This is a genomic window from Lignipirellula cremea (assembly GCF_056501455.1).
In genome coordinates this window covers 5157020-5176182 of record NZ_CM151415.1, presented here as the reverse complement: position 1 = coordinate 5176182, position 19163 = coordinate 5157020, and the positions used below count along the sequence as shown (strand labels likewise).

At 65.3% G+C, this 19163-nt stretch carries 11 protein-coding genes; 7 read left to right on the top strand and 4 right to left on the bottom strand.

All coding sequences use genetic code 11. The annotated features are described in order from the left end of the window. The first annotated feature begins 277 nt into the window (after positions 1-277). Together prfB and SH602x_RS20170 are read left to right on the top strand one after the other, a co-directional pair. A protein-coding gene (gene prfB / locus SH602x_RS20175) for a peptide chain release factor 2 (RefSeq protein ID WP_479474012.1) occupies positions 278-1400 on the top strand; the annotation gives its coding sequence in 2 pieces (ribosomal slippage) (positions 278-346 and positions 348-1400; 1122 coding nt in all). Next, a complete protein-coding gene (locus SH602x_RS20170; protein WP_479474011.1) occupies positions 1397-2011 on the top strand; it encodes a hypothetical protein in 615 nt (204 codons plus the stop codon). The genes prfB and SH602x_RS20170 overlap by 4 nt, the downstream gene beginning before the upstream one ends. A 118-nt stretch (positions 2012-2129) precedes the next feature. Here the strand turns inward: SH602x_RS20170 and SH602x_RS20165 are convergent, their stop codons facing one another. Together SH602x_RS20165 and SH602x_RS20160 are read right to left on the bottom strand one after the other, a co-directional pair. Beyond that, positions 2130-3578 (bottom strand): DUF1501 domain-containing protein, encoded by a 1449-nt coding sequence (locus SH602x_RS20165; RefSeq protein ID WP_479474010.1) that lies wholly within the window; start codon positions 3576-3578, stop codon positions 2130-2132. Positions 3579-3580: 2 nt separating this feature from the next. Further along, positions 3581-6049: a PSD1 and planctomycete cytochrome C domain-containing protein gene (locus SH602x_RS20160; RefSeq protein ID WP_479474009.1), complete on the bottom strand. Its 2469-nt coding sequence runs from the start codon at positions 6047-6049 to the stop codon at positions 3581-3583. A gap of 275 nt (positions 6050-6324) precedes the next feature. Between SH602x_RS20160 and SH602x_RS20155 the strand changes: the two genes are divergently transcribed. The 4 genes from SH602x_RS20155 to SH602x_RS20140 all read left to right on the top strand — a co-directional run bounded on the left by SH602x_RS20155 (position 6325) and on the right by SH602x_RS20140 (position 15396). Further along, on the top strand, positions 6325-12639 hold the full coding sequence (locus tag SH602x_RS20155; RefSeq protein ID WP_479474008.1) for an alpha-2-macroglobulin family protein: 6315 nt from the start codon (positions 6325-6327) through the stop codon (positions 12637-12639). Positions 12640-12798: 159 nt separating this feature from the next. Continuing rightward, a complete protein-coding gene (locus SH602x_RS20150; protein ID WP_479474007.1) occupies positions 12799-13404 on the top strand; it encodes an isochorismatase family protein in 606 nt (201 codons plus the stop codon). Between the two features lie 364 nt (positions 13405-13768). After that, positions 13769-14959, top strand: coding sequence for a helix-turn-helix domain-containing protein (locus SH602x_RS20145; protein WP_479471830.1), 1191 nt, complete (start codon positions 13769-13771; stop codon positions 14957-14959). Positions 14960-15000: 41 nt separating this feature from the next. Then, positions 15001-15396 (top strand): SMI1/KNR4 family protein, encoded by a 396-nt coding sequence (locus tag SH602x_RS20140; RefSeq protein ID WP_479474006.1) that lies wholly within the window; start codon positions 15001-15003, stop codon positions 15394-15396. Between the two features lie 7 nt (positions 15397-15403). Here the strand turns inward: SH602x_RS20140 and SH602x_RS20135 are convergent, their stop codons facing one another. Together SH602x_RS20135 and SH602x_RS20130 are read right to left on the bottom strand one after the other, a co-directional pair. Continuing rightward, entirely contained in the window at positions 15404-15679 is a 276-nt protein-coding gene (locus SH602x_RS20135) for a hypothetical protein (protein WP_479474005.1), read from the bottom strand. Then, positions 15676-16296 carry an RNA polymerase sigma factor gene (locus tag SH602x_RS20130; RefSeq protein WP_479471832.1) on the bottom strand — a complete coding sequence of 207 codons (621 nt, stop codon included), beginning with the start codon at positions 16294-16296 and terminating at the stop codon, positions 15676-15678. Before SH602x_RS20130 ends, SH602x_RS20135 begins: the two co-directional genes overlap by 4 nt. A 242-nt stretch (positions 16297-16538) precedes the next feature. Here SH602x_RS20130 and mutS point away from each other — a divergent pair, with 242 nt between their 5' ends. Next, positions 16539-19136, top strand: a complete 2598-nt coding sequence (gene mutS, locus SH602x_RS20125) for a DNA mismatch repair protein MutS (protein ID WP_479477123.1) — start codon at positions 16539-16541, stop codon at positions 19134-19136. The last annotated feature ends 27 nt before the right edge of the window (positions 19137-19163 follow it).

Here is a 19163-nt window from a genome sequence, read left to right as displayed (position 1 = left end):
ACTTGAACTCCGCTGTGAAACAAGTGAGCCGCTGAGCGGAGGGCGTGAGCCCTCCGAGCGTATCGGCGCCTTGTCGTTCGGACTCGGAGGGTTGACACCCTCCGCTCAGGAAATAGATCGAAAACCGCACCGCCCTGACGTGCATCCAATTATAGAAGCCGAGCGGGCGCCCCGTCCGCCCGGGATGCGTTAAGATGCTCGATCGCGCCTTCGGATTCCGGAGGCGCCTGATGATCACCCAGCCGAAGGCGCATCGTCGCCGGGCCGAAGGAACGACATGGAAGCCGAACTTTACGATCGCGCCAAATCGATCCGTCAGTCGATCACCGTCCTCAGGGACTCTCTTTGACTGGACTGAAAAAGCTCGGCAATTAGCCGCCCTCGAGGACGAAATGTCCATGGACGGCTTCTGGGGTGATCAGACGAGGGCCCAGGCGACGCTCGCCAAGATGAAGGGTCTGCGGACCGTCGTGGAGCCGCTGACCGACTGCATCAAGACGGAGAGCGACCTCGCGGAACTGTTCGAGCTGGCCGAAGAGGACGATTCGCTCGTTCCCGAAATCCGCAAGGAGATCGAACGGGTCGAAGGGCGGCTGGAAGAACTTCAGCTCAAGGCGCTCCTCAACGGTCCGAACGATTCGCTCAACGCGATCATGACGATCGTCCCCCGCGACGGCGGCACCGACGCCTGCGACTGGGCCGATATGCTCCTGCGGATGTATGCCGCCTGGGCGTCGAAGAACGGCTATCAACTGGAACTCCTCGATCGCGAGGACAACATCGAAGCCGGCATCGATCACGCCACGATCGCGATCCGCGGACCGATGGCCTACGGCTATCTGAAGGGGGAGACGGGGCATCACCGGCTGGTCCGGATCAGCCCCTTCAACGCTGAAGGAAAGCGTCAGACCAGCTTCGCGGCGGTCGACGTCACGCCCGAGGTCGACGACACGATCGTCATCGACATCCGGGAAGAGGACGTCCGCGAGGATACGTTCCGCGCGTCCGGCGCCGGCGGTCAGCACGTCAACAAGACGAGCAGCGCCATCCGTCTGACCCACCTTCCCACGGGCACCGTGGCCCAGTGTCAGCAGGAACGGAGCCAGCACAAGAATCGCGCCACCGCCTGGAAGATGCTCCGCGCGGCGATGCTCAGGATCGAGGAAGAGAAGCGGGAAGCCGAGCAGGCGGACGCATACAAGAACAAAGCCCGCGTCGGCTTCGGCAGCCAGATCCGCAACTACTTCCTGCATCCGGATCAGCGGGTGAAGGACGCCCGGCATAAATACGAAATGGGCAACTTTCACGCGGTGATGGACGGCGAAATTCAGCCGTTCCTCGACGCGACGCTCCGCTGGCGCGTCGGTCAGGACGTCGCGGAAGGCGGCGACGACGATTGAGCGAATCGACAGGAAACGGGCCGCCCGTCGAGCGCCCGATAGAAGCCGAATGGACGATCGAGTCGGGGGAACGCTTCCTCCGGCTCGTGCTGTTTCGCGCGGGCGACCGGTACGCCCATCGGATCGAACTGCTGAGCGCCGAGGGGGAACGAATCGCCTCGGCAGCGAGCGAAGAGGGAGCCTTCGCAGGTCAGGCTGCGCCTGACGGATCGCACGGTATGCACGCCGCGGCGACGGAGGCCTGGCCGGCGAGTCCGCCCTTCCAACAGTTTCACCGCCAGGAGATCGACGGACGACCCGCGTGGTTTTTCGTCGGCATGGCCGGGAAGAGTCACTGGTCGGCCAGCGTCACCGCCCGCGACGACGTCGCCGGCTGGGAATTCGACGTCGCCTGCCGCTACCGCGAAGCGCCCGGGTATCTCGGCAGCGCCTACCGCGTCGCCTTCCCTGACGATCGCCTCCCCCGCCCCGCGTTCTTCACGCTGATCACCGGCGAAACGACGGAGCTGGTCGGACGCGAAGAGGTCGTCGCCGCGGTTCCGTCGGACGAAACTCGCGGCGCTTCGCCGCCCGCGTCGGCACGCTGGCGGTACGTGTGCGGGTTCGGTTGACGATTGCGTAATTTCTGAGCGGGGGACGAAAGTCCCCCGAGGTCTTCGACGCAACTCTGGACATTCCTCGGGGGACTTTCGTCCCCCGCTCAGGAAGGCGTCGAGCTTCCCGCCATGGCTACGCCAGAATCTCCCTCACCGGCTTGGCCGGTTGGACGCCGGTGAGCTTGGTGTCGAGGCCCTGGTACTCGTAGGTGAAGCGACTGTGATCGATGCCGAGGAGATGGAGCATCGTCGCGTGCAGGTCGCGGACGTGGACGACGTTTTCGACGGCGTTGTAGCCGAGGTCGTCGGTCGCTCCGTAGCTGATTCCCTTCTTCAGGCCGCCGCCTGCCATCCACATCGAGAAGCCCTTGATGTGGTGATCGCGACCGGGCCCGCCCTTCCCCTGGAACATCGGGGTGCGGCCGAACTCGCCGCCCCAGATGACGAGGGTGTCTTCGAGCATCCCGCGACGCTTGAGGTCGGTCAGCAGGGCGTACGTCGGCTGGTCGGTTAGCCCGCAGCAGACGTTCATGTACTTCACCAAGTCGCCGTGGTGGTCCCAGCCCCGGTGGTACAGGTGAATGAACCGCACGCCCCGCTCAGCCAGTCGCCGCGCGAGCAGGCAGTTCGACGCGTACGACCCGTCGCCCGGCTTGGCGCCGTAGAGGTCGAGCGTCTCCTGCGTCTCGTCCGACAGATCGGTCAGGTCGGGCACCGACGACTGCATGCGGAACGCCATCTCGTACGCGGCGATGCGGGTCGCGATTTCGGGGTTGACGGTCTTCGCGTAGCGTTCGCCGTCGAGCTGACGGACGAGATCGACGACCTCCCGCTGCGACGAGTCGTCCACGCCTGGCGGATTCCGGGCGTAGTTGACGGGGTCGCCGGAGGAGTTGAACTCCACGCCCTGGAACCGACTGGGGAGGAAGCCGGAGGCCCACTGGCGCGAGGCGATCGGCTGCGGATCGCGGCCGCCGACGCTGGTCAGAACGACGAAGCCGGGCAGGTCGTCGCCTTCGCTCCCCAGGCCGTAGTTCACCCACGAGCCCATCGAGGGGCGACCGCTGATGGCGGTGCCGGTGTTCATGAACGTGTGGGCGGGGTCGTGATTGATCTGCTCGGTCACCATCGACTTGATGACGCAGATCTCGTCGGCCAGCTTCGCCTGCCAGGGGAGAAAGTCGCTGACTTCCAGCCCGCTCTGGCCATGCTTCCTGAACTTGGTCATCGGCCCGGCAGCCTTCAGATCCGTGCCCTGCAACTGGGCGATCGGCTGGCCCTTCGTGTAGGACTCGGGCATCGGCTTGCCGTCGAGTTCGGCCAGCTTCGGCTTCCAGTCGAACGTCTCCAGATGCGACGGACCGCCCGCCATGCAGAGGAAGATGACCCGCTTCACCTTCGGCGGCAGGTGTGGAAGACCCGCGACGCCCGGACCGTTGGCGCGGAGCGTTGACGGGTCGAGCTTCGGCGCCGACTCGTTCCCGCGGAGCAGGCTGCCGAGCGCGAGCGCGCCGAGCCCGACGCCGGCGTTCGATAGAAACGTCCGGCGTTGCAGGAGCGCGGCGAGGCGGGGATCGTGCATGGTCAGTTCCTCGTGATCGTCTCGCTCAGGTTGAACAGAACCCGGCAGACGCTGGTCCAGGCGGCGAGTTCGACGGGGTCTGCTTCGCCGATTCGCTTGGCCAGTCCGACGCCGATCAGAGCCTCGGCATCCTTCGGACTCGCGGCGAAGCGGGCCTTCTGCGAAGCGTAGAACTCCGCGAACTTCGCCCGTTCGGAATCTTCCGGCGAGCGGGAGAGCGTCCGGCGGAAGGCGTTTTCGAGAACGACGTCGAAAGCGGCTTGATCGGCATCGGCTGGCGCGGCGGCGGTGGAAACGGGCGTCTCACGATGCTCCGCTTCCAGCAGCAGCGTCTCGGCGAAGCGCCGCGCGGCTTCGACGAAGGTCGGGTCGTTCAGTAGCACGAGCGACGCGAGGGGCGTGTTCGACTGCGGGCGCTTGGCCGTGCATTCCTCGCGGCTGGGGGCGTCGAACGCCTTCAGCATCGGATGGAGAAACTGCCGCTGCCAGTGAACGTAGACGCCCCGGCGCCACTGGCGTTCGTCGTCGTGGCTCTTGTACGTTCGCTTCGGAAAGTTCAGGTGCTTGTAGTATCCGTCGGGCTGGTACGGCTTGACGCTGTCGCCGCCCATCTCGTCGACGAGCAGGCCGCCGATCGACAGCGCGTTGTCCCGGACCATTTCTGCGGGAAGACGGAAGCGGTTCTGTCGACCGAACAGGCGGTTCTCCGGATCGGCGGCGAGCGCTTCGGGAGAGACGGTCGACGACTGGCGATAGGCGCTGCTGGTGACGAGCGTTCGCATCGTCGCCTTGACGTTCCAGCCCGAGTCGACGAACTCATGAGCCAGGCGATCGAGCAGTTCCGGATGGCTGGGCGGTTCTCCCTGGCCGCCGAAATCGTCTAGCGAACGCGACAGGCCCTCGCCGAAGGCGAGGTACCAGAAGCGATTGGCGAACACCCGCGCGGTCAAGAGGCCGCTGTCGGACTTGCCGTGGACGAGCCAGTTCGCCAGGTCGAGGCGCGTCGCGCGATCCTCCTTCGCGAGCGTGCCCAGGAACGCCGGAATCGCCGGCTGCACGACTTCGCCCGAGTCGTCCATCCAGTTGCCGCGCGGCAGGACGCGCATCGTGCGGGGCTCGATCGAGACGGTGACCATGCACTGGCGGATCGAATCGCGGTGAGTCTTGAGTTCCTTCTCAGCCTGCGAGAGCTTCTCCTCCGCGGCTTTCTTCGCCGCCTCTTCAGCGTCTGCGGCTTCGACCTGCTTCTTCGCCTCGGTGACGCCTACGACGAGTTCAGTCTCGCGCTGCTCCTCTTCCTCGGTCGGGACGGGGATCTCCGGCGGGCGCTTCGTGGGAAGATCGTTGGAGCCGAGAGTGAAGTGCTTGGCTTCGTCGACGTCGGCGAAGAAGGCGGAAAGGGCGTAGTGATCCTTGATCGTGTAAGGGTCGTACTTGTGGTCGTGGCACTGGGCGCAGCCGACCGTCGCCCCCATCCAGACGTTCGACACGTTGCGAACGCGGTCGGCAGCGTAAATCGCCAGGTATTCTTTCTGCTGCAGGCCCCCCTCGTGCGTCGTCTGCAGCATGCGGTTGTAGCCCGTCGCGACGCGCTGCGCGATCGTCGGATCGGGCGACAGATCGCCGGCAAGCTGCTCCCGCGTGAACTGATCGAAGGGAAGGTTCGCGTTGAACGCCGCGATGACGTAGTCGCGATAGGGCGAAATGCGATGGTCCTGGTCGCCGTGGTAGCCGACGGTGTCCGCGTAACGCACTAGGTCGAGCCAGTAGACCGCCATCCGTTCGCCGTACGCGGGCGACCCCAGGTACTTGTCGACCAGCGCCAGGTAGTTCGCGTCGCTCGGGTCGGCGGCGAACGCTTCCACGTCGGCGCTCTCGGGCGGTAGACCGGTCAGGTCGAAGCTCAGCCGCCGGACGAGCGTCACCGGATCGGTCGGAACTGAAGGAGCGAGCCCTTCTTCTTCCAGGCGGGCGAGGATGAAGCGGTCGACGAAGTTCCGCGGCCAGGCTTCGTCCTGCACCGGCGGATCGGCTTCGCGGCGCGGTGCGAGGTAGGCCCAGTGGCCCGACCACTCGGCGCCCTGCTCCACCCACTTCGTGAGGGTCCCGATTTCCTTCGCCGTCAGCTTCTTGTGGCTGTCGGGCGGCGGCATCTTTTCAGATTCGTCATCGGAGAGGATCCGCCGAATCGCCTCGCTCTCTTCGACGGAGCCGGGAAGGATCGCCTGGTAGCCGCCGCGGTCGAGCTTTGCGTCCTCTTCTTCGTCCATCCGCAGATCGCCCTGACGATGCTCCTCGTCGGGGCCATGGCAGAAGACGCAGTTCCGCGAAAGGATCGGGCGAACGTCGCGCGCGAAATCGACTCGATCGTCCGCGAACGCCGTCGTGCCGACGAGCGCAGCGATGCAGGCGACCCAGGCGCCAGGCACGGGCGTCCCGAAGCGACGGGCGGCGAGAGGGCGACCGGTCATGAAGAGGCAGGGAGAGATGGGAGAAAAGCGGCGCAATGCCGTGCGGAGGGATTCCTTCAGTATAGGCCGATCGTTGGCGCGCGAGCAAATTGAGACGAGGTCGGAGCAAGCAAGAACGCCTTGGTTCTATAGCGTCAGGGAACTCCATTCCCCCATCCCGCGTCCAATCGGGCGGATCAGGTATAAACGGGGAGTCGGACGCCGAAGACGGATCGCAACAGCCGCGGCGCCGGACTCTCGACGGCCAGACTTTCGACGGACCGGAGACTTTTCGCATGTTCGGCGTACGTTCGCAGTTCTTTTCGTCCGCAGTCGGACAACCTCCCGCGGTTCCCCGGCCCAAACTTCCGACGTCGATGCTGGGGCGGCTGGGCGTGGCGGCGGCTATGGCTTTGGCCCTCACTCTCGGCGGAGGGGTCGGAATGGGCGCCGAAGCGGCGGACGCAGGAAGCCTCGACGCGAAACGGGCCCAGGCGGCGCAGAAGTACCAGGAGAAGAACTGGAACGACGCGCTCGGGCTGTACAAGGAACTCTGCTTCTCTGAAGAGAACGGCGAAGCCGCAGCGGCGGAGGACCTGCAGCAGGCGCTCTACTGCCTGCAGAATCTGGGACGCATCGGCGAGGCGGACGAACTGCTGGAGAAGACGGTCGCCGTTCACGAAGATGACTGGCGCGTGCTCTGGAAGGCCGCCGACATCTACGCCCAGGTTCAGCACGACGGCTTCATCGTCTCCGGAAAGTTCGAGCGCGGTCCCCATCGAGGCGGCGGCGAGTGGGCGCTCGCGCTCGGTCGCGACCGGGCTCGCGGTCTGCAACTCCTGGTGCAGGCCCTGCCGTCGGCGAAGGAGGCGGACGACAAGTCGCTCGCGGCGGAGTTCTATCTGACACTCGCCCGGTCGATCACGCTCTACAACGGCGCGCTCGAAGTCTGGCGCCTGCAGCATCTGACCGATCTCAGCGAGTTGCCCGATTACGAGCGCCAGTGGTTCCACTCCAACATGAGCGTCGGCACGCCGGTCGACGACGAGGGAAACCCGATCTTCTTCCGCACGCCGAAGAGCTGGGACGAGGCGGCGAACGACGGCGAACGCTGGCGCTGGGCCATGGAGCAGGCAATCGAGGTCGAACCGAGCCGGCTCGCTCAGGTTCTCTCATTGCAGGCGGCGTTCTACGAACAGATGTACGGCGTCGGCACGCTCGCGAGCGGCGGATTCCGACCCATGCTCTCCGGTCGAGAAGGAGACGAGGAGGATGAATCGGGAACGTACGCGCTGCACACGCTGAAGGATAACGAGACCATCGCGCGGCTGGCGACGGGCGTCCGGCGCTTCGAACTGCCGGACGAGTTCAACCCGATCAAGCTCTACGAGCGGGTTGAGCAGTCGAAAGACCGCAATCATAGCGAGAACGCCGCGAACGCCCTCGCCTGGCTCTATCTCAACCGCCGGCAATATCCGAAGGCGGCCGACTGGTGGAGGACGTCGATCGAGAAGTACGGCGCGAACGACTACAAGCGTCGGCAGCTCTCCGACATCGTCGATCCCTGGGGCATGTTCGAGCCGGTCGGCACGCAGCCCGCGGGCGAGAAGGCGACGTTCGAGTTTCGCTTCCGCAACGGCGAAGAGGTGGAGTTCGTCGCCAAGCGAGTGAAGATTCGCGAACTGCTCGACGACGTGAAGGCCTACCTGAAGAAGAGCGGCGAACGACTCGAGTGGGAGAAGGTCGACGTTTCCGACGTAGGCATGCGGCTGATCCAGCGGGGCGACGCAAAGTACGTGGGCGAGCAGGTCGCCAAATGGACGGAGAAGCTCGATCCGCGCCCGAACCACTTCGACGATCGCGTGACGATCGAGTCGCCGCTCGCCGAGGCGGGCGCCTTTCTCGTCACCGCGAAGATCAAGGGAGGAAAGGCGAGCTCCGTCCTGTTGTGGGTCGCCGACAGCGCGATCGTGAAGAAGCCGCTCGATCAGGGCAAGAACCTCTACTTCTGCGCGGACGCCGTCACGGGCGCTCCGATCGTCGGCGCCAAGGTCGACTTCTTCGGCTACAAGCAGGAACACTTAGGGAACGGTCGCTTCCGCACGGTCACCAGCCAGTTCGCGGAGACGACCGACGAAAACGGCATGGTCGTGCCCGATCCGCGCGATCTGAAGACGGAGTTCCAGTGGCTGGTCACGTTGATCGGCGAGGACGATACGCGTCTGGCCTACCTCGGCTACGACTCCGTCTGGGGGAGCCAGTACGTCGAGATGGAATACAACGCCGTCAAGGCGTACCTGATCACCGATCGCCCGGTCTATCGCCCGGAGCAGACGGTTCACTTCAAGGCCTGGCTCCGCAAGGCGCAGTACGACAACGAAGGCTCGGACTTCGCCGGCTCCGACGTCGAACTACGGATCAGCGATCCGCAGGGGAACGAGGTCTGGCAGAAGACCGTCAAGGCGGACGCGTACGGCGGCGTGGAGGCGACGTTCGACCTGACCGGCGACGCGACGCTGGGGCAGTACTACATCAACGTCACGAACATGCGTCCCCGGGACGGTCAGTTCGCCTCCGGCGGCGGCATGTTCCGCGTCGAGGAGTACAAGAAGCCCGAGTTCGAAGTGAAGGTCGAAGCGCCTTCCGAACCGGTCATGCTGGGCGAAAAGGTGACGGGCAAGATCGAGGCGAAGTATTATTTCGGCTCGCCCGTCGTGAACGCGACGGTGAAGTACAAGATCCTCCGGACCGAGCACGACGAGCGCTGGTACCCGCATAACCCGTGGGACTGGTGCTTCGGTCGCGGCTACTGGTGGTTCGCGCAGGACTACGCGTGGTATCCCGGATGGGACCGCTGGGTCGGCTGCATCGCTCCGCCCCCCTGGTGGATGTATCAGGGGGCGAACGGACCGCCCGAAGTGATCGCCGAGGTCGAGGTTCCCATCGGCGAAGAGGGAATCGTCGAGTTCGAGATCGACACGCTCCTGGCCAAGGAGACGATGGGCGATCGCGACCACAAGTACACGATCGAGGCGGAGGTCCGCGACCAGTCGCGCAGGACCATCGTCGGCTCGGGCACGATCCTCGTCGCACGCAAGCCGTTCGAGGTCTATACCTGGCTCGAACGGGGTTACTACCGCACGGGCGACGTCGTGAATGCGCGGGTCCATGCGCGGACCATCGCCGACAAGCCGGTGACGGGCGAGGCCGCTGCGACGCTCTATCAGATCGCCTACGACAAGCAGGGCGAGCCGATCGAGACGCCGGTCCGCTCGTGGAAGCTGGAGATGAACGCGGAAGGAACGGCGGAACTCGATTTCCGGGCGAGCGCGTCGGGCCAGTATCGCTTCGCCTGCGACGTCGACGACGGCAACGGCCACACCGTTTCGGGCGGCTACATCTTCACCATTATCGGCGAGGACTTCGACGGCGGCGACTTCCGCTTCAATGCGCTGGAATTGATCCCCGACAAGGCGAATTACGCCCCGGGGGAGACGGTCCGCCTGCAGGTCAACGCCGACCAGCCGAACGCGACGGTGCTGCTCTTCGTGAAGCCGTCGAACGGCGTCTACCTGCCGCCGAAGATGCTCAAGCTCGAGGGCAAGAGCACGGTCGTCGATCTCGAGGTCGAGAAGAAGGACATGCCGAACTTCTTCGTCGAAGCCGTGACCGTCAGCGGAGCGCAGGATCACTCCGTCGCGAAGGAGATCGTCGTTCCGCCGGAGAAGCGAATCCTGAACCTGGAGGTTCTCCCCTCCAGCGAGACCTACAAGCCGGGCGAGAAGGCCAAGGTGAAGATCCACCTGACCGACTTCAGCGGCGAGAACTTCCAGGGGACGACGGTCGTTTCGATCTACGACAAGTCGCTGGAATACATCTCGGGCGGCGGCAACACGGAGGACATTAAGGAGTTCTTCTGGAAGTGGCGTCGTACGCACCAGCCGTATGAACTGGGGAGCCTCGACAAGTCGTCGTCGAACCTCGTCGCGGACTACAACGACGCGATGCAGTTCCTCGGCATTTTCGGCGCGTCGGTCGTCGAAGAGGTTGCGAGTCTGGAAGACGAGTCGGGCGTCGACCGGCAATCCGGGGTCATGCGGAAGTCGATGATGTCCCGCCGCGGCGCCGGCGGACCCCCGCTTCCCGGAGCGCCGATGGCGATGGCCTCGTCTATGGAGGGGCTCAGGATGGAAGCGGCTTCCGCGCCGATGGCCGACGCGGCGATGGCCGGCGACTTCGCTGGCGCTGCGGGGGGAGGACTTCCCCAGGCGAAGGGCGACGCCGGTTCAGGGGGGGCGCCGATGGTGCAGCCGACGGTGCGCACGAATTTCGCGGATCTCGCGCTCTGGCGTGGCGCCGTGGAGACCGATGCGACCGGCGTCGCCGAGGTCGAACTCGACATGCCGGAGAACCTTACCGCCTGGAAGATCAAGGTCTGGGGGATGGGCCACGGCACCCGCGTCGGCTCGGGCGAAGCCGAGGTCGTCACGCGGAAGGACCTGCTCATCCGAATGCAGGCTCCGCGGTTCTTCGTGCAGACCGACGAGGTCGTCCTCTCCGCGAACGTCCACAACTATCTCGACGCCGCGAAGCAGATCGAGGTCGTCCTCGAACTGCCGGGCGAAGAGCTTGTCGCCGTGGACGAGGCCGACCTCAAGCGGACGATCGAGATCCCGGCGGGAGGCGAGTCGCGGGTCGACTGGCGCGTGAAGGTCGTTCGCGAGGGAACGGCGAAGATCCGCATGCTCGCGCTGACGGACGAAGAGTCCGACGCGATGGAGATGACCTTCCCGAGCTACGTCCACGGCTTCGAGAAGATGGAAGCCTGGGCGGGTACGGTGCGGCCCGACGACCAGTCGGAGAAGTTCACGATCAACGTGCCGGAGGATCGCCGGCCCGAGCAGTCGCTCCTGCAGGTGCGGTACTCGCCGACGCTGGCGGGCGCGATGGTCGACGCCCTGCCCTACCTGGCCGAGTTCCCCTACGGCTGCACGGAGCAGACGCTGAATCGCTTCGTGCCGTCGGTCGTCACCAAGAAGGCGCTGATCGACATGGGGGTCGACCTGCAGCAGATCCGCGAGAAGCGGGCGAACCTGAACGCGCAGGAAATCGGCGATCCCGCGGTCCGGGCCGCCCAGTGGCAGCGCTTCGACCGGAACCCGGTGTTCGATCCGGACGAGCTCGACCGGATGGTGAAGGAGGGGGTGAAGGCTCTGGCCAACATGCAGTGCGCCGACGGCGGCTGGGGTTGGTTCTCCGGCTACGGCGAACGGAGCTGGCCGCATACGACAGCGGTCGTCGTGAACGGCCTGATGCGGGCCCGCGAGGCCGACGTGGCGCTGCCCGGCGGCATGCTGGAACGGGGCATCGAATGGCTAGCCCGGTACGAGGCCGAGCAGGTCGCGAAGCTCCAACGCTTCGACCGAAAGGAAGGCCCCAACAAGCGCATGGCGGACAACCTCGACTCGCTCATCTACATGCTCCTGACCGAAGCAGGTCGCGAGAACCCGACGATGCGGGACTATCTCTTCCGCGATCGGGGCGAGCTGGCGGTCTACGCCAAGGCGACGTTCGGGCTGGGGCTGGAAAAGATCGGCGACGAGGAGAAGCTCGACATGATCCTGGAGAACATCTCGCAGTTCCTGGTCGAGGACGACGAGAACGAGACGGCCTACCTCCGACTGCCGGAGAACGACTGGTGGTGGTTCTGGTACGGCAGCGAGGTCGAGGCGAACGCCTATTACCTGAAGCTGCTCGCTCGTACCGAGGCCAAGGGACAGGCGGCGCCGCGGCTGGTGAAGTACCTGCTCAATAACCGTAAGCACGGCACCTACTGGAACAGCACCCGCGACACGGCGCTCTGCGTGGAGGCGTTCGCGGAATACCTCGCCAAGTCGGACGAGATGCGGCCCGACATGACGGTGCAGGTCTTCCTCGACGGGGAACTCAAGAAAGCTGTGGAGATCAACCCCGGCAACCTGTTCGCCTACGACGACCGGTTCCTGCTGGAAGGGGTCGCCGTTCTTGCTGGCAGTCACGAGGTGGAGATCCGCCGCTCGGGCAAGGGTCCCGTCTACTGGAACGCCTACCTGACGAACTTCACGCTGGAGGAGTTCATCACCAAGGCGGGCTTGGAGGTGAAGGTCGAGCGGGCGTACTACAAGCTCGTGCCGGAAGAGGCCTCCGTCATCGCGCCGGGTCAGCGGGGCCAGATTCTCGATCGCAAGGTCGAGAAGTACCGCCGGGAGCCGCTCAAGACGGGCGACGAAGTGGTTAGCGGCGATCTGCTGGAGATCGAACTGACGATCGACAGCAAGAACGACTATGAGTACCTGATGTTCGAAGACTCGAAGGCCGCCGGGACGGAGCCGGTCGACGTGCAGAGCGGCTACCGGAACGACGGGATGCACGCCTACGTCGAGTTCCGCGACGAGAAGGTGACCTTCTTCGTCCGCCAACTCGCCCGCGGTACGCACAGCCTGAAGTATCGCGTGCGGGCCGAGATCCCCGGCAAGTTCAGCGCCCTGCCCGCTGTCGGTCAGGCGATGTACGCCCCGGAACTTCGCGGGAATTCGGACGAGATGAAGCTGGGCATTCAGGACTCGGAGTAAGGCTCGGTCGATTGGCCGGCTCCGACGGATGACTGTCGTAAAATGGAACGCCCGGCCGCCCTTCGCGGTCGGGCGTTTTGCGTTACGCTGGCCTCTCGAACGTCGAATTTTCCTTCTGGCGCCAAGAATTGGGTCCGCTGCTTCTCCGCAGGTACAACTGTGAACGAAGGCCTCTCTTCCGATCCGCATCGCCGTTCGCCCAGTCCGCTGTTGATCGATCGCGACGCGTCGATTGTTCTGGCGATCGACCTGCAGGAGACTTTCGTCCCGATCGTGGAGGGGGGCGACAAGGTCGTACGGGCGACGGAGCGGCTGTTAAGGGCAGCGGCGCTGTTCGAGGTGCCGCGGTTCGGAACGGAGCAGTATCCCGAGAAGCTGAAGCCCTTCGTGCCGGAACTGCTGGCGGCGCTGCCTCAGCGGTTCGAGAAGCGGTCGTTCTCCCTTCGCGACTCGGCGGAGCTCGTCGCCCGGCTGGAGGGGTTAAGAAAGGATGAAGGCCGGACCCAGGTCCTGCTGACCGGCGTGGAGACGCACGTCTGCGTGCTGCAGTCGGCGCTCGATCTGATCGCGTGGGGGTTCGACGTCTTCGTTCTGGAGGACGCCGTCAGCGCCCGGACCGGCTTCCTGCATGCCAGCGGGCTCTCGCGGATGCGCGACGCCGGCGCTTTCATCGCCTGCACCGAAAGCGTGCTGTTCGAATGGTGCCGGGACTCGAAGGACCCTCGCTTCAAGGCCGTTTCCGCCATGGTGAAGGAGTTCGCTTAAGCCGCGGCCGGCATGCTGCCGACCTGACCCCCGTCCCGCGGAACAACGTCGCCGCGATGCGTTTAAGGGGCGCTCCGCTCCTGAGCCGAAGCCGGCTCCCGCTTCGGATCTCCCCGCACGGATGACGGTTCCGACCGTTTAAGCGGCCCGATGCTCTCGCCGCCGCGGGTTACCGGCCTCGAAATCCCCGCTCCCGGAGGGTCAGGCACGCGGCGGCGTCGCGGGCTTAACGGCGGGTAAAATTTCCTTGACCCTGTTCGCGAGAGAGCCGATTATGATATGATCGCCGCCGCAATGGGCGTTTATCGTCCTTCGCGCGACCTTCTCCGCTTCTCTTCGCTTTCCTCTCCGAAAGCTCTTCGCGATGCGCTACTCGTTCCGCCTGGCCGAGTTGCTGGGACACGTCCCAGATCCCCGGAAGCGCCCCGGCACGATCAAGACGATCGTGGAGTACACGGGTCTCGACCGTCACCAGGTCGCCGCGCTGCTCAAGAACGAGGTGAAGTACATCCCGCTGAAGGCGCTCTCGCGGCTGTGCGACTACCTGATCGAGCATGGCCACGTGCCGGCCGATCAACTGCCCGGCGCGCTGTTCGCCGTCGAGCCCGAGAACTTCTGGGAGATGCTCGCCCGGCGGAAGCGGCTGGAACTCTGCATGGGCGTCCGTCGCGACGAAGCGGACAACGCCGACTCGGCCTGGGTGGTGGCGTCCGATTCGCTGCTCCTGGGCGAACTGCTGAACGGCGTTTCGACGCTGGGGGGAACGGCCCACCATCACGTCATGCCTTCCGGCAACGCGAAGCCCCACCCGGAACATATCAAGCAGACGCTCGTCTGGAGCCCGTTTCAGGCCGAAGACGCGATCGTCAAGGAACGCGGAGCGGAGGTCTATCGCGAGTTCGATCACACGACCAGCGACAAGGCGCTGATCTGCCTGGGAAGCATGAAGAGCAACCCGGTCGTCGAACTGGTCGTCGCGAGCGCCTTTCACGGCACGCCCTACGTCAGCGAGGACGACATCGCCGATCCGAACGACCGAACGGTGCCGTTCTACCTGCGGTTCCGCGATTTCGATCCGGCGGCCCAGTCCTGCTTCGGCGGAACGCGTCTGGCCGCGGGTCGCGACGACGGTCCGGGCATTTATTATCGCAAGGCGGACGATACTTGGGACTGCGTTCCCTGGAACGCGAAGGACTCCGACGCCGCCCTCGTCTTCTATCTCCATCGCGAGGCTCAGGGCCGTCTGGAGATGGTGCTGTGCGGACTTTCCGGCCGCGCGACGCGACTGCTGGCGAAGATGCTTTCGAGCCGGGCGCAGAACTTCTGGCCGCCGACGTTCGAGGGCCAGGGCCTGCAGATGGGCGCCTACATCCTGCAGTTCCAGATCGCTCCGTCGGGAAGCAAGTCGTCTGACCTGCTTCGCACCGACCTCAGCGCCAGCACGAAGGTGATCCCGATCGAGGCTAGCGTGCTCGAACGTCGCCTGCTCACCCGCGGCGGAGCGCTCGGCGGTTCGGAAATGACCAGCGCCGAAATGACGGGTCAGGAAGCGTAGAGCCAACTGTTCACCTTCGGACGCCACGGAGAACCGCGCCGATGAGCGACCGCGACGCGGATCTTCAGGCGTTCGAACGCCGAATCGGAACGCCGCTGCCCGAGGACTATCGACAGTTTCTCCTCGGGGGACCGCTCCCCGTCTGGACGGAGGAGGAATCCCCGGAGAACCCGTTCACGGAACTCCGTTACTCGCTCTACGATTTGGACGCGAACGAGGACCGGCTGGATCTGATCGCCGCGTACGTCGAACGAAGAGCCGATCTGCCGGTCTGGTTCCTGGAGATCGGCGAACAGTTCGGCGTGCTGATCGGGATCGGAATCAGCGGACCCCAGCGCGGCCGCATCTACCAGTGGAGCTGGGACGACGGCGAGGAGCGCGAACTTGACGCCTCGTTTCAGGCGTTTCTGGACCGCAGCGGTCGCGAGGAAGCGTGAGCGCCCGCTAGGCGTTTCTCGGTTCGTCCTGGATCGTGATCGTGACGGTCGTCACGCGGGCGACCAGCGTCTGGACGAAGGAATCGGGCAGCTTGGCCTCTTCCTCGGGGCAGCCCGCTTCGCACGAGCGCTTAACCAGCTCCAGGCATGTCTCGTAGTCGCGCCGGAAGCCGCCGAGGTACTTGCAGTCCTCGATCTCCTTCTCGAACGCGGCAGCTTCGTCGGGCGTCATATCGCCGCGACAATAAATCTCGAACCGCTGAAGAAACTCTCCGCATTTCATCGGGCGTCGTCCCCGTACATGACCGGATCGAGCAGGGTCTTCAACGCCAGGCGAGCACGGTGCAAGCGGGTTTTCACGGCCCCGGGCGTCAAATCGAGGGCCGTGGCCGCCTCCTCGGTACTGAATCCTTCGATGTCGCGAAGGAGCAGAACGCTTCGAAAATTCTCGGGCAACTGTTCGATCGCGTTTCGCACGAACTCTCGCACCTCCCGGCTTTCGAGCGCGTCGTCCTTCGACACCCGCCAGCCTTCGCCCAGTCGCGAACGCTCCGCGTCGTCGACGTTTCGCGGCAGCAGGTCCTCGATCGACTTCTCGCCGCGACGCTTCTCCTTCCGGAGCCGCATCAGGGCCGCGTTGACGGTGATTCGATGCAGCCAGGTGTACAGGGACGAGTCGGCGTTGAAGTTGGGCAACGCCTTAAATGCGGCGAGGAACGCCTCCTGCAGCACATCCTGGGCGTCCGATTCCTGGCCGACGAAGCGTCGGGCCGTGGAGAGCAGCCGGGGACCGTAACTGCGGATCAGTTCCTCGTACGCGGCCTGATCGCCCCTTCGCAAACGCGGCAGGAGATCGTCGTCGGTGGCGGTCGTAGAGGCGCCCTCGGAATCGGAGCTCATCGCGGCTTTCGGACGGCCGGCGAGCGAGCCCCGGCGCGACGTGAACGGAGTAGTCGATCCGATCGTAATCCTTGATCGAACCTACGGCAAGTTAGGCCGCACAGGCCCGTCGTCCAGTCCCGTCGGCCGCCCGACGCATTGAGCCCCAGGGCAGGCGCCGTCAGAATGCCCGGCTTCGGATTCGTCGCCGCTCGCGGCTTCCCGCAGACCATGACCGCCCGCCTGAAGCTTTCATGACCGCCATCACTCCCATGATGCAGCAGTATCGCGACGCCAAGGAGGCGTGCGGCGACGCGATCCTGCTCTTCCGGATGGGAGACTTCTACGAGCTTTTCTTCGACGACGCGAAGGACGCCGCCAGGATCCTGGGCCTCACCCTCACCAGCCGGGACAAGGGCGAGAACCCGATCCCGATGGCGGGCTTTCCCTACCATCAGCTCGACAGCTATCTCCGCAAGCTGATCCAGGCGGGACGCAAGGCGGCCGTCTGCGAACAGGTCGAAGATCCCAAGAAGGCGAAGGGGATCGTCAAGCGGGAGATCACCCGCCTGGTCAGCGCCGGCGCCGTCACCGACGACGAGCTGCTCTCCCCCGGCGAAAGCAACTATCTCTTCGCGCTCTGGCGCCCGAAGGTCGACAGTCCGAAGGTCGGCTGCGCCTGGGCCGAGCTTTCGACCGGCGACTTCTGGGCGGCGACCGTCGAAGCGGACGAACTGGTCGATCTGCTCGCCGCGGTGCGTCCGGCGGAACTGCTCTGCCGGGACGACGTTCCGCACGGCCTGCCGTCCCATGCGATCGCGTTCGCGGTGACGACGCGCCCGGCGTGGGAGTTCGGCCCCGACACCGCGGGCAAGCAGATCCGCTCCCGCTTCGGCGTGCGGGATCTGGAGGGTCTCGGGTTCGGCGAAGAGGATTCGCTCGCGACCTGCGCCGCGGGCGCCGCGCTCGGTTATCTGGTCGACACGCAGAAGAGCTCGCTAGCCCACTTCGATCGACTGCAACGTTACGAAACGAGCGCCTACGTCGAGATCGACGCCGCCGCGCGGCGGAGCCTGGAACTGGACGCTTCGCTCCGACGAGGGAACCGCGAAGGGACGCTGGTCGCGGCGCTCGATCGGACCGAGACGAGCATGGGGGCGCGGCGCCTGGCGCAATGGATGGAGCGACCCCTCCGCGACGCCGTCGAAATCGCCCGTCGGCAGGACGCGGTCGAGGCGCTAGTCGCCGCACGCAGCGTCCGCCGGGATCTGCGCGACCTGCTGAAGCAGATCTACGATCTCGAACGTCTCACCGCGCGGGTTGCCACCCGACGCGCTTCGCCGCGGGACCTGCGGTCGATCGTCGAAGTGCTGAATCGGCTGCCGGAGATCGTGAAGATCCTCGAACCGCTTCCGCCCGAGATCGCGTCGAGCTGGCTGGTCGAGCTCGATCTGTGCGAGGAAGTAAGGTCGCTGCTGTGCGAGGCGCTGGCCGACGAGTGTCCTAACGTCACGCGCGACGGCGGCTTCATTCGAGCCGGGTTCCGCGAAGAACTCGATCGCCTCCGCGAACTGGCCCGAGGCGGCAAGCAATGGATCGCGCAGTATCAGGCCCGCGAGGCCCAGCGGCTCGGCATTCCCGGCCTGAAGATCGGCTTCAACAAGGTCTTCGGCTACTTCATCGAACTAACCGCGGCTCAAGCGTTGAAAGCGCCGCCCGACTTCATCCGGAAGCAGACGCTCAAGAACGCCGAACGCTTCGTCACGCCGGAGCTGAAGGAATACGAAGAGCAGGTCCTGTCGGCCGACGAGAAGGCGGTCGAGCTTGAGGAGGCGCTCTTCATCGAACTCCGCGACGCAGTCGAGAAGCAGGCGGCGAGGCTCCGCGCGACAGGCGGTTGCCTGGCGCAGCTCGACGTGCTGGCCTCGTTCGCGGAGATCGCGTCGGAGCGGCGGTACGTCCGACCGACGATCGTCGAGGAACCGATCCTCCGCGTGGAGGAAGGTCGGCATCCGGTGCTCGACCAACTGGAGCGCGAAGGGACGCTCGTGCCGAACGACTGTCTGCTCGACGACGAGCATGGCACGCTGGCGCTGATCACCGGCCCCAACATGGCCGGCAAGAGCACCTACATCCGGCAGCAGGCGCTGATCGTCTTTCTGGCCCAGATCGGTTCGTTCGTCCCCGCACGATCGGCGACGGTCGGGATCGCCGATCGCATCTTCGCCCGCGTCGGCGCCAGCGACGACATCTTCCGCGGACGGAGCACGTTCATGGTCGAGATGACCGAAACGGCGCGGATCCTGAACCTGGCGACGCGGAACAGCCTGGTCATCCTCGACGAGATCGGTCGGGGGACCAGCACCTACGACGGCGTCTCGCTCGCCTGGGCGATCACGGAGCGGCTGCACGACGCGATCGGCTGTCGATGCCTGTTCGCGACGCACTATCACGAACTGACCGCGCTGGCCGAGCGCCTGCCCCGCCTGCGAAACCTGAACGTCGCGGTGCGGGAGTGGAAGGACGAGGTCGTCTTTCTGCACAAGATCGTGCCGGGGGGCGCCGACCGATCGTACGGCATTCACGTTGCGAAGCTCGCGGGGGTGCCGAACGAAGTCATCGGCCGCGCGGAAGATCTGCTCGCCGCGTTCGAGTCCGATCCAAGGAAGGAGAGCGACGCGAAGGCCATCCGCCGGGCGCCGGCGAAGCGTCGCAGCGAAGTCCAGCTCACCCTCTTCGAAGCGGCGCCGAACCCGGTCGTCGAAGAGCTGCGGGAGCTGCGCCTCGACGCGATGACGCCCCTCGAAGCCCTCGCCTGGCTGCACGAGCGGCAGAAGAAGCTTCGGGATGCGGCGCCGTAGCGAGACGCTACTCCGGCCGTCGCCAGT